The sequence below is a fragment of the Hydrogenophaga sp. genome, from assembly GCF_031426985.1.
GTDB lineage: Bacteria > Pseudomonadota > Gammaproteobacteria > Burkholderiales > Burkholderiaceae_C > Hydrogenophaga.
Genome location: NZ_JASJOY010000004.1, coordinates 48,084 through 60,876 on the forward strand (window position 1 = coordinate 48,084; position 12,793 = coordinate 60,876).

Annotated in this window: 11 protein-coding genes; 4 read left to right on the top strand and 7 right to left on the bottom strand. The window is 71.3% G+C overall.

The window, feature by feature from the left end:
- The first annotated feature begins 49 nt into the window (after positions 1–49).
- Positions 50–3,013: a hypothetical protein gene (locus tag RMP09_RS00355; RefSeq protein ID WP_310564017.1), complete on the top strand. Its 2,964-nt coding sequence runs from the start codon at positions 50–52 to the stop codon at positions 3,011–3,013.
- 305 nt (positions 3,014–3,318) lie between these two features.
- Positions 3,319–3,717, top strand: a complete 399-nt coding sequence (locus RMP09_RS00360; RefSeq protein ID WP_310564018.1) for an RNA-binding protein — start codon at positions 3,319–3,321, stop codon at positions 3,715–3,717.
- Positions 3,718–3,891: 174 nt separating this feature from the next.
- Here RMP09_RS00360 and RMP09_RS00365 read toward each other — a convergent pair whose 3' ends face one another.
- The 4 genes from RMP09_RS00365 to RMP09_RS00380 all read right to left on the bottom strand — a co-directional run bounded on the left by RMP09_RS00365 (position 3,892) and on the right by RMP09_RS00380 (position 7,044).
- Entirely contained in the window at positions 3,892–4,686 is a 795-nt protein-coding gene (locus RMP09_RS00365; protein WP_310564019.1) for an SDR family oxidoreductase, read from the bottom strand.
- An 11-nt stretch (positions 4,687–4,697) separates the two neighbouring features.
- Positions 4,698–5,357, bottom strand: coding sequence for an LPS export ABC transporter periplasmic protein LptC (gene lptC, locus RMP09_RS00370; RefSeq protein WP_310564020.1), 660 nt, complete (start codon positions 5,355–5,357; stop codon positions 4,698–4,700).
- Complete coding sequence (locus RMP09_RS00375; RefSeq protein ID WP_310564021.1) at positions 5,354–5,932, bottom strand: HAD hydrolase family protein; 579 nt, start codon at positions 5,930–5,932, stop codon at positions 5,354–5,356. Before RMP09_RS00375 ends, lptC begins: the two co-directional genes overlap by 4 nt.
- A gap of 113 nt (positions 5,933–6,045) precedes the next feature.
- Entirely contained in the window at positions 6,046–7,044 is a 999-nt protein-coding gene (locus tag RMP09_RS00380; protein ID WP_310564022.1) for a KpsF/GutQ family sugar-phosphate isomerase, read from the bottom strand.
- A gap of 71 nt (positions 7,045–7,115) precedes the next feature.
- Between RMP09_RS00380 and RMP09_RS00385 the strand changes: the two genes are divergently transcribed.
- Complete coding sequence (locus tag RMP09_RS00385) at positions 7,116–9,107, top strand: cation:proton antiporter (protein ID WP_310564023.1); 1,992 nt, start codon at positions 7,116–7,118, stop codon at positions 9,105–9,107.
- A 106-nt stretch (positions 9,108–9,213) separates the two neighbouring features.
- Positions 9,214–9,759, top strand: coding sequence for an adenine phosphoribosyltransferase (locus tag RMP09_RS00390; RefSeq protein ID WP_310564024.1), 546 nt, complete (start codon positions 9,214–9,216; stop codon positions 9,757–9,759).
- Positions 9,760–9,911: 152 nt separating this feature from the next.
- On the opposite strand, the gene RMP09_RS00395 is transcribed toward RMP09_RS00390, so the two are convergent.
- The 3 genes from RMP09_RS00395 to mnmE form a co-directional block, all read right to left on the bottom strand.
- Positions 9,912–10,601, bottom strand: coding sequence for a hypothetical protein (locus RMP09_RS00395; RefSeq protein ID WP_310564025.1), 690 nt, complete (start codon positions 10,599–10,601; stop codon positions 9,912–9,914).
- 111 nt (positions 10,602–10,712) lie between these two features.
- A complete protein-coding gene (locus RMP09_RS00400; RefSeq protein WP_310564026.1) occupies positions 10,713–11,204 on the bottom strand; it encodes a cyclic nucleotide-binding domain-containing protein in 492 nt (163 codons plus the stop codon).
- 107 nt (positions 11,205–11,311) lie between these two features.
- Entirely contained in the window at positions 11,312–12,733 is a 1,422-nt protein-coding gene (mnmE, locus tag RMP09_RS00405; RefSeq protein ID WP_310564027.1) for a tRNA uridine-5-carboxymethylaminomethyl(34) synthesis GTPase MnmE, read from the bottom strand.
- Positions 12,734–12,793: the final 60 nt, after the last annotated feature.

A 12,793-nucleotide genomic window follows, 5' to 3' on the forward strand; every position in this document is an offset into this window, starting at 1 on the left:
CTGATGGACAATCTCACCCTGTTTTTACAGCACAAAGTATTCAATCCCGATGGTGAGACGCTTCATTCCGCACGCACAAAGCTGGCTGCTGGGCTTGGCCGCCTTGATGGCGCTGCCCCACGCCCTGGCCCAGACCTGCGCCATGCCCGGCCGTGACGGCAGCACCGCCAGCAGCGGCACCATCAACACCTATTACCCGCCCGCCGCCGGCAGCTACAGCGCCGCCAGCACGAGCATCGCCCTGGGCACATCACGCGGCGCGGCCACGGCCGTGGCACCCGGCGACCTGGTGATGTTGGTGCAGATGCAGTGCGCCAGCCTGAACACGACCAACACCAGCAACTACGGCGCCGGCAATGGCACGGGCCGCGGCTACACCGACCCGGTGGGCAGCTGCCTGGCCGGACGCTACGAATATGTGCGCGCCGGTGCGGGCACCACCGCCGCTTCGCTGGACCTGCGCGGCGCGCCGCTGGCGGCGACCTACGTGCAGGACGCCAGCACCGCCACCAACCGCCGGACCTTCCAGGTGATCCGGGTGCCGCAGCACGCGGCCCTGACCCTGACCGGCGCCGTCAACGCCGCCTACTGGGACGGCAGCACCGGCGGCGTGGTGGCGCTGGACGTGGCCGGCGCCCTCAACTGGAACGGGCAAACCATCGACGTGAGCGAGCGCGGCTTTCGCGGCGCCGCGGCCGTGCAATGGCTCGGCGTCGCCGACGCCGACGCCACCCCCGACTACGTGGCCACGCTGGCCAGCGACCAGCACTCCACCAAGGGCGAAGGCATCGCGGGCACCCCACGCTGGGTGTTCAACCCCGCCACCAGCCTGCGCCTGGACAACGGCGCCACCTGGGGCGGCTATGCCAACGGCGACCAGGGCCGTGGCGCCCCCGGCAACGCCGGCGGCGGTGGCGACAACCGCGACGCCGCACGCGACAACGGCGGCGGCGGCGGCGGCGGCAACGGCGGCATCGGCGGCTTGGGCGCCTACGGCTGGAAAAGCGGCGGCTGGGGCGGCACCTTCACCGTGGCCGATTTCGATTTGCGCGGCATCGGCGGCGCCGCGTTCGCCTCGGCCGCGCCCAACCGCGTGGTCATGGGCGGCGGCGGCGGCGCCGGTGGCACCAACAACAGCGGCGCCGACCCCATCAACTCCAGCGGCGGGGCGGGCGGCGGCATCGTCATCGTGCGCGCCGGCAGCATGAGCGGCAGCGGCACGGTCAACGCCAACGGCGCCAACGGCCGCACCCAGCCGGTCAACGACGGGGCCGGCGGCGGCGGCGCCGGGGGTTCGGTGGTGCTGATGAGCGTGGCCGGCGGCCTGGGCGCGGTCACGGTCAACGTGCGAGGCGGCACGGGTGGCGACTCCCACATCGGCGGCGCCGACGCCCATGCCGGCGGCGGCGGCGGCGCTGGCGGGGTGGTCATCCGCTCCGGCGCCGCCACGGCCAGCAACACGGGTTCGGCCAACGGCATCACCAACATCGGCGGCAACCCGGTGGGCGGTGCGGCCCACGGCGCCACGGCCGGCACCGGCGGCAGCAACACCGCCCCGGCCGACAGCAGCTTCACCAGCACCCGCCCCAGCGCGCAGTGCCTGCCGCAGCTCAGCGTGGTCAAGGCCACGCTCACGCCCACCGTCACCACCGCTGCCGCAACCTCGGTCAGCTACACCATCGTGGTCAGCAACAGCGGCGGCTCGGCCATCGGCGCCGATCTGGTGGACAACACCCTGCCCCCGGGCTGGACCTTTTCGCAGACCAGCGGCCTGGGCTTCGCGCCCGCGCTCTCGGCCAGCGCCTGGGGCGGCTTCGTCGAGGGCGCCACGCCCGGCCAGCCGGCGGTGGCGGGCAGCCCGGGCACGGTGGCCAACCTGAGCGTCAACGGCGTGCCCAACACCGCGCCGGTCTGGAGCAACCTGACCATCCCCGGCCTGACCAGCGGCACGCCCGGCCGGGTCACGCTCAGCTTCGTGGTCAGCGTGCCGGCCAGCGCGCCGGTGGGGTGCTTCCACAACCCGGCGGGCGTGAAATACCTGGACCCGACGCGCAGCACCGCCGGCCGCGAGGTGGCCCCTGCGACGAACAACACCGCCAACCGGGCCGGCGCCCAGGTCGGCGGCACGGTCAACACGGCTTACGAAACCAACCCCGGCCCGGGCACCACGGTGGGCGGCAGCCAGCACTCGGGCCTGGTCGCCGGCCCGGCCAGCGACGACGTCTGCCTGCAGGGCGACCTGTCGATCACCAAGTCGGCCCCGGCCAGCGTGACCGCCGGCCAGACCCTGACCTACACCCTCACGCCGCGCAACAACGGCCGCACCATCCGCGACCTGAGCTACAGCACCGACCAGGCCGCCGACGCCACCAACACCAACGCCAGCACCCGGGTGCTGGCCAACGGGGTGGTGCGCGTCACCGACACGCTGCCCGCGGGCGCGGTCATCACCGGCGCCATCGCCCCCACCGGCTGGACCTGCGGCCAGAGCGGCCAGACCGTGAGCTGCGACAGCACGGTCGCCCTGCCCATCGCGGCCAGCACCACCCTCGACGCCATCACCGGCACGGTGCGGGTGAGCAACAGCGCCTGCCCCGGCCCGCTGGTCAACACCGCCGCCGTCGCCGGCTTCCAGGCGCCCTACGCCGACAGCACGCTGGCCAACGGCAGCAGCACGGTCAGCACCACGCTGGTGTGCAGCGGCACGCTGACCGTGGCCAAGGACAACGGCAGCAGCACGGTCACCACCGGCACCACCACCACCTACACCGTCACGGTCGCCAACCAGGGGCCGGCCAGTGCCGACGGTGCGGTGGTCAGCGACACGCCCGATGCCGGGCTGTCCAGCTGCAGCGTGGTCTCGTGCAGCGCCAGCGGCGGCGACCCGGTGGCCAGTTGCCCAGCCACCTCCGCCAACCTGCTGACCCCGGGCGGCGTGGTCCTGCCCAGTCTGCCCTCGGGGGGCTCGGTGGTGTTCGGGGTGCGCTGCAGCGTCACGGCCAGCGGGGTGTAAGCCCAAGCCCCGGTGCTCCGCCGCAGGGGGCTGGAGCGGCCCAGCGGCGGGCCCGTTGCACCCCATGGCGCGGCGGCGCGAGGCGCCCGTTCTGCCCCGCTGTTGTAAACGCGCACCAAGCCCGAAGGGGGCTTGCATGGGCGGAAAAAATGTCCCAACGCGCGGAACGATCGGCGCATAATCGCCCTCGCGAGCGCCTGGAGGCGCCCGTTGAACCAGTGATCGGTCGGTTTCGCGTGCTACAGGTTTTGTGTGCTAACGGGGCTCCATCGCTACTTCTTTCAGTGTTTCTAGGAGTCCCAACCATGGGCAACAAACTGTACGTCGGCAACCTGCCGTACACCGTGCGCGACGAAGATCTGCAACAAGCCTTCGGCGCTTTTGGTTCTGTGAACAGCGCCAAGGTCATGATGGAACGCGACACCGGTCGCTCCAAGGGTTTTGGTTTCGTCGAAATGGGCAACGATGCTGAAGCCCAGGCCGCGATCGAAGGCATGAACGGCCAGTCCCTGGGCGGCCGCAGCCTCGTCGTGAACGAAGCCCGCCCGATGGAAGCCCGTCCCCCGCGCACCGGTGGCTTCGGTGGCCCCCGTGGTGGTGGCGGCGGCTTCGGTGGTGGTGGCGGCGAAGGCGGCTTCCGCAGCCCCTACGGCGCTGGCCGTGGTGGCCGTGAAGGCGGCGGCGGTGGCCGCGGCGGTTACTGATCGCAACGACCCGCGCCAGACCGCTGAGGCGGTCTGAAACAAAAGCCCCGAGGCCTTGGCCCAGGGGCTTTTTTGTTGCCTGTACGAAACCTGGCCGGAGCGGTGGCGGGAGCGGCTCGACAGGGTCCGGGCCAGCGGCGTCCGGGCGAGAGGGCCGCCTGGCCACCGGCCTGGTCAGGCTTGGCCTTCACCCTTGCGGTGCTTGCGGGGCCGCCCGGCGAGCAGGCGGTCAAACCAGGGGTTGGGCAGCAGGCGCAGCAGCTTGGCGGCCACCCCCATCTGCCAGGGGATGACGCGGTAACTGGTCTGCGCGGTGATGGCGGCAAACGCCCGGTCGGCAAACGCTTCGGGGCTGAGCAGGAAGGGCATGCCGTAGCGGTTCTGGCGCGTCAGCGGCGTGTCCACATACCCCGGCAGCAGGGTCACCACTTTCACGCCGCTGGCGCGCAGTTCGCCGCGCAGGCTTTCGCAGTAGGCGACCACGCCGGCCTTGCTGGCGCAGTAGGCGCCATGCCCGGGCAGGCCACGGATGGCGGCCACGCTGGCGATGCCCACCAGCGAGCCGCTGCCGCGCGCGACCATGCCGGCCACGAACGGATGGAACGTCGCCGCCAGACCGGTGTTGTTGAGCGCCAGGGTACGGGCCAGCACGTCCAGATCGTCCCGCTCGGCGGTGTCCATGCCGATGCTGACGCCGGCGTTGGCGATCACCACGTCGGGCAGGCCCTGGGCCGCGATGCAGGCCTGGCCGGCGGCCACGATGCTGTCCACCTCGGCCACGTCGGCGCCGTAGACGCGGCAGCGCTCGGGGCCGTAACCCTGGGCGTCGGCCCAGGCCTGCATGTCGGTGGTGCGGCGCGCCACCAGCGCCAGGCGCCAGCCCGCCTGCGCGTAGCGGGCGGCCAGCGCCTGGCCGATGCCGCTGGACGCGCCGGTGATGAAGGCCAGGGGGGATGTCGGATCGGACATGGCGACGCGCCTCAGCGGGGCGCCAGGGTCGCGCGCACGCGACCGGTGAGGGTGGCCACGCGCACGTCGCCGCCCAGGTATTGGAGCGTGTCGGCCTGCAGACGGTCGTTGCCGCGCACCAGCAGCACCGGGCGGTCGGACACCACGCGCTCGGGCGCGGTGAAGACCTGGATGAATTCGCCCCGGAATTCCAGCCGCGGCACCGCATTGGCCTGGCCCGGACGCGCGGGTTCGCGGACCACGACCGCATCGCCGTCGAGCGTGAAGGCGGTCTGCTCGGCGTTGCTGACGACGCGCCGTGCGGTGGCGGTGGTCAGCTGCCCGCCCGCGCCGACCGAGCGGATGCGGGCGTTGTCGATTTCGACGGTGTCGGTGTCGGGGTGGTGGCGCGCCTCGGCGCCGAAGACCTCGCTCCGGAGGGCGCCGCTGGCGTCGAACACCTTGACCGAGAAGCGCTGCATGAAATAGTCGGGCTCGTGCGTGACGGGGCGCTCGGGTGGGGGTTCCAGGGCTTCTGGCGTGGCGCGCAACAGCCAGTAGGACGCCGCCGCCAGCAGGGCCATGAGCAGCACCGGCAGGTAGATGGAGACCTGGTCCCACAGGCGCTGGCGCGAGCGGGGACGCGCGCGCGCCGTCGGCGGGGTGCTGGGGGACAGGGTCGCCGCGTTCACCGGGCCGCCATGTCGAGTTCGTGTGCGTAGGCGCCGCAGGCGACCAGCAGCAGGTCGCACAGCTCGCGCGCCGCGCCGGCGCCGGCCGCGTGCCGCGTGACGTGGTGGGCCAGCGCCAGCACCTCGTCGTGGGCCGTGGGTGGGCAGCAGGCCAGGGCCACGCGGCGCAGCACGGCCAGGTCGGGCCAGTCGTCGCCCATGGCGGCGGCCTGCGACCAGTCCAGGCCCAGGCCGGCCAGGATCTCGGCCGCTGCGGGCGCTTTGTCTTCGGTGCCGTAGCGCACGTGCTGCACGCCCAGGGCCTGCAGGCGCAGGCGCAGCGCGGGCGAGTCGCGCCCGGTCACCACCGCGGGGGTGATGCCCGCGCGCTGCAGCAGCTTGATGCCGTGGCCATCGAGCGAATGGAACCGCTTGAGCGTCTCGCCCGCCTCGGAAATGAACAGCCCGCCGTCGGTCAGCACACCGTCGATGTCAAAAAACACCACCCGCACCGGCTGCGCCCGCAGCAGCAGCGCGGGATCGAAGTTCAGCACAGGGCGCAGGGGCGGCAGCGGAGGCAATTCGGAAGCGGACATAGGGTGATCGTACCGGCGCGAAGGGTGGGTGGTCGAGAGCGCCGCGGAACTGGCTTTGCCAGGCCGCCAGCGCCGCCCCCTGGGGGGTGACGCGCGCAGCGCGGCGCGGGGGGTCAAATCACCTTGGCGCGCATCAGGTCGTTGCTGTTGAGCGCGCCCACCAGGCGGTCCGCTTCGTCCACCACCAGCACGCTGGTGATGCGGCTGGCTTCCATGAGTTGGGCGGCGACGACGGCCAGCGCATCGGCCCGCACGGTGCGCGGGTGGGCGTGCATCACCTCGCGCGCGCGCAGGTTGCGCAGGTCCACGCTGCTGCCGGACTTTTCGATCAGGCGGCGCAGGTCGCCGTCGGTGAAGATGCCCAGCACGCGCTGGTCGGCATCGACGATGGCGCTCATGCCCAGGCCCTTGGCGCTGATCTCGCGCATCAGCGTCATCAGGTCGGCATCCAGCGGCACGCGCGGCAGTTCGTCGCCGCTGCGCATCACGTCGCTCACGTGCGTGAGCAGCTTGCGGCCCAGCGCGCCGCCGGGGTGCGAGCGGGCAAAGTCGTCGGCCTTGAAACCGCGCGCATCGAGCAGCGCCACGGCCAGCGCATCGCCCAGCGCCAGCTGCGCGGTGGTGCTGGCGGTGGGCGCCAGGTTGTGCGGGCAGGCTTCCTTGTCCACCGCGGCGTCGAGCACCACGTCGGCGTGGCGGCCCAGGGTGGATTGCGCGCGGCCGGTGAGCGCGATCAGAGGCACGCCCATGCGCTTGATCAGCGGCAGGATGGCGGTGAGCTCTTCGCTCTCGCCGCTGTTGCTGATGCCCAGCACCACGTCGGCGGCGGTGATCATGCCCAAGTCGCCATGGCTGGCCTCGGCCGGGTGCACGAACAGGGCCGGCGTACCGGTGGACGCCAGCGTGGCCGTGATCTTGCGGCCAATGTGGCCGCTCTTGCCCATGCCCATGACGACCAGGCGCCCCCGGCAGGCCAGCACCAGCGCGACCGCGCGGGCGAAGCGCTCGTCCAGCCGCGCGGCCATGGCCTGCACGGCCTGGGCCTCGATGTCCAGGGTTTCACGGGCCAGCGCGAGGGCGCGTTGCGGGTCGAATGCGGTGCTTGCGGTCATGGCGCGATTATCGTTGTGCACCCGGCGCCGACACCCGCGAAACGCGGAAGACCGGCCGCTACCATAGGGGCATGAATGCCCTCGACCTGACCCTGCTCTACCTGGCCGCGGCCGTGTTGGGCGTGGTGGGTTGCCGGCTGCTCAAGCTGCCGCCCATGCTGGGCTACCTGGTGGTGGGCGTGGTCATCGGGCCCAACGCCCTGGCCCTGGCGCAGAACTCGCAAGGGCTGCGCTACCTGGCCGAGTTCGGTGTCGTGTTCCTGATGTTCGTCATCGGGCTCGAATTCAGCCTGCCCAAGCTCAAGGCCATGAAGCGCCATGTGTTCGGGCTGGGCCTGTCGCAGGTGGTGCTGACGGTCACCCTGACCACACTGGGTTCGCTGGCGCTGGGCCGGCTGCTGCCCGCCTGGTGGCAGATGCAATGGCAGATGGCGCTGGCGCTGGGCGGCGTCATGGCCATGAGCAGCACGGCCATCGTGATCAAGCTGGTGGCCGAGCGGCTGGAACTCGAATCGGACCACGGCAAGCGCGTGGTCGGCATCCTGCTGTTCCAGGACCTGGCGGTGGTGCCGCTGTTGGTGCTGATCCCGGCGCTGGGTTCGCCACCGGACGAGTTGTTCAAGGCGCTGGGCGTGGCCCTGTTCAAGGCCACGGTGCTGCTGGGCATTCTGCTCACCGGCGGCCAGCGCGTGATGCGCTGGTGGCTGACCCTGGTGGCGCGGCGCAAGAGCGAAGAGCTGTTCATGCTCAACCTGCTGCTCATCACCCTGGGCCTGGCCTGGCTGACCGAACACGCCGGCCTGTCGCTGGCCCTGGGCGCCTTCGTGGCCGGCATGCTGATTTCGGAGACCGAATACAAGCACCAGGTGGAGACCGACATCCGCCCCTTCCACGACGTGCTGCTGGGCCTGTTCTTCATCACCATCGGCATGCTGCTGGACTGGCGCCTGGTGCTCGAACGCTGGCCCCTGGTGCTGCTGCTGCTCACCCTCTCGCTGGGTTTCAAGGTGGCCATGATCACCGGGCTCACGCGCGCGTTCGGCGCCCCCATGGGCACGGCGCTGCGCACCGGCCTCTACCTGTGCCAGGCGGGCGAGTTCGGCCTGGTGCTGCTGTCGCTGGCCGGGCAGCACGAACTGGTGCCGCCGGCGCTGTTCAACCCCATCCTGGCGAGCATGGTGATCTCCATGCTCGCCACGCCGTTCATCATCCAGAGCGCCAACGACGTGGTCACCCGCGTGGTGGGCAGCGACTGGCTGATGCAGTCGGTGCAGATGACCAGCATCGCGCGCAAGGCCATCAGCGCCGACAAGCACGTGATCATCTGCGGCTATGGCCGCTGCGGCCAGAACCTGGCGCGACTGCTCGAAGCCGAAGGCATTCCGTACATGGCGCTGGACCTGGACCCGGACCGGGTGCGCCAGGCGGCGGCGGCCGGCCACTCGGTGGTGTTCGGCGACGCGGCCCGCCTGCAGGCGCTGATGGCCGCCGGCCTGCACCGCGCCAGCGCGCTGGTCATCACCTACATCGAAACCGCCAGCGCCCTGAAGGTGCTGCACCACGCGCAGGAACACGCGCCCCAGGTGCCGGTGGTGGTGCGCACCGTCGACGACCTGGACCTGGACAAGCTGCGCCAGGCCGGCGCCACCGAAGTGGTGCCCGAAGCCATCGAGGCCAGCCTGATGCTGGCCAGCCACGCGCTGGCCCTGGTGGGCGTGCCCATGCGGCGCGTGATCCGCGTGGTGCAGGACCAGCGCGACGAGCGCTACAACCTGCTCAAGGGCTACTTCCACGGCGCCGACGACGACAGCGTGGAAGACGCCGACACCGAGCGCCTGAGCACGGTGACCATCCCGCCCGGTGGCCGCAAGGTCGGCCGCACGCTGGGCAGCCTGGCGCTGGACGCCATGGGCGTGCACACCGCCAGCCTGCGGCGCGCCAACGGGCGCAGCGAGGCCTTCGGTGACGACACCGTGCTCGAAGGCGGCGACACCCTGGTGCTCAGCGGCAGCACCACCGCGCTGGCACTGGCCGAAGAAAAGCTGCTGTCGGGCAAGGCCTGACGGCGGCCGGCCCCTGGGCCTCGTCCGCCCCGACCGTCGGCTGGGACCACGGCCTCCCGTGGCAGAGATCATGGCCCGCACGGCGGAGGGTCCTCATAATCCCGCCATGGACACCTCCGCCTACCTCAAGAGCCACATCCGCACCGTGCCCGACTGGCCGGCACCGGGCGTGCAGTTCCGCGACATCACGCCGCTGCTGCAAGACCCCAAGGTCTTCCGCGTGCTGATCGACACCTTCGTGCACCGCTACATGGACCGGGCGCTGCGCCCCACGGTCATCGCGGGGCTGGACGCGCGCGGCTTCATCATCGGTTCGGTGCTGGCCTACGAGCTGGGCCTGGGTTTCGTGCCCATCCGCAAGAAAGGCAAGCTGCCCTTCACCACGGTGGAAGAGACCTACGAGCTGGAATACGGCAGCGCCACGGTGGAGCTGCACACCGACGCTGTCCAGCCCGGTGACCGGGTGGTGCTGATCGACGACCTGATCGCCACCGGCGGCACCATGATGGCCGGACGCCGCCTGCTGGAAAAGCTGGGGGCCGAGGTGATCGAGGGCGCCGCCATCGTCGACCTGCCCGAACTGGGCGGTTCACAGAAGCTGCGCGAGTCGGGCCTGGCGCTGTTCACCCTGCTCGACTTCGCCGGCCACTGAAGAACGGGGCCCCCACGCTCCGCCGCTGACGCGGGTCGCTGCCCCCCAAGGGGGCGCAAATCCGTCTTGGGGCGGCCCGGCGCCGGATTCCTTGCCCCCACACGCTCCACCGCTGCGCGGGGCGCTGCCCCGCCTGCCGGCCGCCGACGGGGTCAGAGTTTCCCGTACTGCGTGGCGCTCAGCGCGCCGAAGTCGCTGTGCGATTCGGGCTGGGGCAGGTGGCCGAACACGTCGGCTTCGTGCGGGCCCCCGCGCAACGGCGCCTGCACGGACGCCAGCGCGAGACGGAAGGCTTCCAGCTCGTCGCGCCCCACGGGCTGCGCGCGGCCGCTGGAATGCGGCATCTCCGGGCGCGGGATGGCGGTGTCGCTGTTCAGCGGGGCCGGGGCCGATGCGGGCGCTTCGCGCCGGTGCTGCGCCGCCACGGCGGCCTTGAGGGCGATGCCGCGCTGGTCGTGCACCGCCTTGCGGCGCCAGTAGACCGAGCCGACCGTCATGTCGTGGCGCGACTGGGCGCTGGCCTGCACCCAGCGTTCGATTTCCAGCAGGTACTCGTCGGGCATCACCTCGGCCGGCAACGCCAGGTCGATCAGCACCAGAAAACTGTCGCCATTGGCGTCCAGCGTGAGCACCTTGAATTCGTAGCTCGACGAGAGCACGCCGCCGCGGATCATGGATTCGCGCACCACCGAGAACAGCTGTTCGCGGCGCAGGATGCGGCGCCCCCGGCGCGGCGAAATCAGCGGCAGCGTGGTCTGGCCAAAGGACTTGCGCGGGCGCAGCGCAGCGCGTTTGCGCGCGTTGGCGGGGTATTTGGCGTTCAGCCAGTTCAGCAGCAGCATGGTTCGAGCCTCGAAGGCGCCACAGGAGCGTGTCCAGACTATCGGCGCCGCGGCGCGGGAATTGAATGTTCGGGCGCACCCACGGGTGGCCGATGGGTCGCCGATGGCCGATCAGGTGACGGCCACCCGCTTGGGTTTGTTGTACATGCGGCGCGCCAGCACGGCCGACATCGCCACCGTCATGTCCAGCGCCAGCTCGGGGAACCGGGTGCAGAGTTCGCGAAAACGCAGCGGCGTGAGGCACCACAGCCGGCAGGCGCTGCCGGCGTTCACGGTGGCGCTGCGCGGCAGGTGGCTGAAAAAGGCGCCTTCGCCCAGCAGCGAGCCGGCCCCCACCATGGCGATGCGGATGCGGTCCTTGTCGTCCTCGTAATGCACCGTGAGGCTGCCGCTTTCCACGAAGTAGACCGTTCGGTCCTTCACGCCCTGCTCGATCAGCACCTGGCCCTGCTGCAGGCTCACCGGCTGCAGGTAGTCGGCCAGGCTGCGCCACTGGGCGTCCTGCAGGTTCAGGGGCACCGCGTCCAGCGCATTGCTGTGCTTCATCGCCTGGGCCAGGTCCAGGATGTCAAAGCGCACGGAAGAGGGCGACACAGCGTTCATGCGGCGACCATAACCGCCCGTCGCCCCGGCGCGCAAGGCGCTGCTTACGCGTGCTTACACCTGCGTTCCCAGCGGTTCGCTGCAGCGCACCAACGGCGCCGAGCGCCTCATTTACCGATGCAAAAACGCGAAAAAATCTCGCCCAGCAGGTCATCGGCGCTGAATTCGCCGGTGATTTCGCCCAGCGCCTGCTGCGCCAGGCGCAGCTCTTCGGCCAGCAGATCCAGGTGTTCGGCCTGAGCGGCCAGGCATTCGTGCGCCAGGTCCAGGTGCTCGCCCACGCGGCGCAGCGCCTGCAGGTGGCGCTCGCGCGCCATGAACAGGCCGTCGCCCGCGTGCTGCCAGCCAGCGAGTTGCAGCAGGCGCTGGCGCAGCGCCTGCAACCCGTCGCCGTGCTTGGCCGAAATGGCCAGGTCGCCCGCGGCCTGCGCCTGCGCCAGCAGCGGCTGCGCCCCGGGGCTGCACTGGTCCAGCTTGTTCCAGACCGGCAACAGGGTCACGCCCGCCGGCAGGTCGGCGGCGATGGCCGCATCGGCCGCCTGGTAGTCGGCCTGGTCGCAGCGACTGAGGTCGTGCAGGAACAGCACCGCGTCGGCCTTGTGGATCTGCCCCCAGGCGCGTTCGATGCCGATCTGCTCGACCTCGTCCACGTCCGCCCCTTCGCGCAGACCGGCGGTGTCGATCACGTGCAGCGGCACGCCTTCGATCTGGATAGTCTGCTGCACCACGTCGCGCGTGGTGCCGGCAATGGGGGTGACGATGGCCAGCTCGGCACCCGCCAGCGCGTTGAGCAGCGAGCTCTTGCCCGCGTTGGGCTGTCCGGCAATCACCACCTTCAGGCCGTCGCGCAGCAGCGCGCCCTGGCGCGCCTCGTTCAGCACCGCGGCCAGGCCCTGGCGCAGGCGGTCCAGCTGGCCGGTGGCGTCGGCCTTCTGCAGGAAGTCGATCTCTTCTTCGGGGAAGTCCAGCGTCGCCTCGACCAGCATGCGCAGGTTCACCAGCGCGTCGCGCAGCGCGTGGATGCGCTCGGAGAACACCCCCGCCAGCGAGCGGCTGGCGCTGCGCGCCGCGGCCTCGGTGCTGGCGTCGATCAGGTCGGCCACGGCCTCGGCCTGGGCCAGGTCCAGTTTGTCGTTGAGGAAAGCGCGTTCGGTGAACTCACCGGCCCGCGCCGGCCGCAGCCCGCGCAGCAGCGGTTGGCCTTGGGCATCGGCGGCCTGGGCCACCTGCAGGCAGCGCGCCAGCAGCAGCTGCAGCACCACCGGCCCGCCGTGGCCCTGCAGTTCCAGCACGTCTTCGCCGGTGTAGGAATGCGGCCCCGGAAACCACAGCGCCAGGCCGTGGTCGATGGGCTGGCCCGCCGCGTCCGGGAACGGCAGGTAGGTGGCCTCGCGGGCCCTGGGCAGCCGCCCCAGCAAGGCCGTCACGAACGGCGCCAGCCCCTGGCCCGAGACCCGCACGATGCCCACCGCCCCACGACCGGGCGCGGTGGCGATGGCGGCGATGGGGTCACGGGCGGCGGCAAGCATGGTGAGATTCTGCGACAGGGAGTTTCAGAAACAGCGAGGGCCTGCAAAAGCAGGCCCAGC

Bases quoted from the DNA above. Each gene is read 5' to 3' on its own strand.
- mnmE (WP_310564027.1), bottom strand. From the start codon at position 12,733: ATGCTTGCCGCCGCCCGTGACCCCATCGCCGCCATCGCCACCGCGCCC.
- RMP09_RS00360 (WP_310564018.1), top strand. From the start codon at position 3,319: ATGGGCAACAAACTGTACGTCGGCAACCTGCCGTACACCGTGCGCGAC.
- RMP09_RS00380 (WP_310564022.1), bottom strand. From the start codon at position 7,044: ATGACCGCAAGCACCGCATTCGACCCGCAACGCGCCCTCGCGCTGGCC.
- RMP09_RS00400 (WP_310564026.1), bottom strand. From the start codon at position 11,204: ATGAACGCTGTGTCGCCCTCTTCCGTGCGCTTTGACATCCTGGACCTG.
- RMP09_RS00365 (WP_310564019.1), bottom strand. From the start codon at position 4,686: ATGTCCGATCCGACATCCCCCCTGGCCTTCATCACCGGCGCGTCCAGC.
- RMP09_RS00395 (WP_310564025.1), bottom strand. From the start codon at position 10,601: ATGCTGCTGCTGAACTGGCTGAACGCCAAATACCCCGCCAACGCGCGC.
- RMP09_RS00390 (WP_310564024.1), top strand. From the start codon at position 9,214: ATGGACACCTCCGCCTACCTCAAGAGCCACATCCGCACCGTGCCCGAC.
- RMP09_RS00375 (WP_310564021.1), bottom strand. From the start codon at position 5,932: ATGTCCGCTTCCGAATTGCCTCCGCTGCCGCCCCTGCGCCCTGTGCTG.
- RMP09_RS00355 (WP_310564017.1), top strand. From the start codon at position 50: ATGGTGAGACGCTTCATTCCGCACGCACAAAGCTGGCTGCTGGGCTTG.
- RMP09_RS00385 (WP_310564023.1), top strand. From the start codon at position 7,116: ATGAATGCCCTCGACCTGACCCTGCTCTACCTGGCCGCGGCCGTGTTG.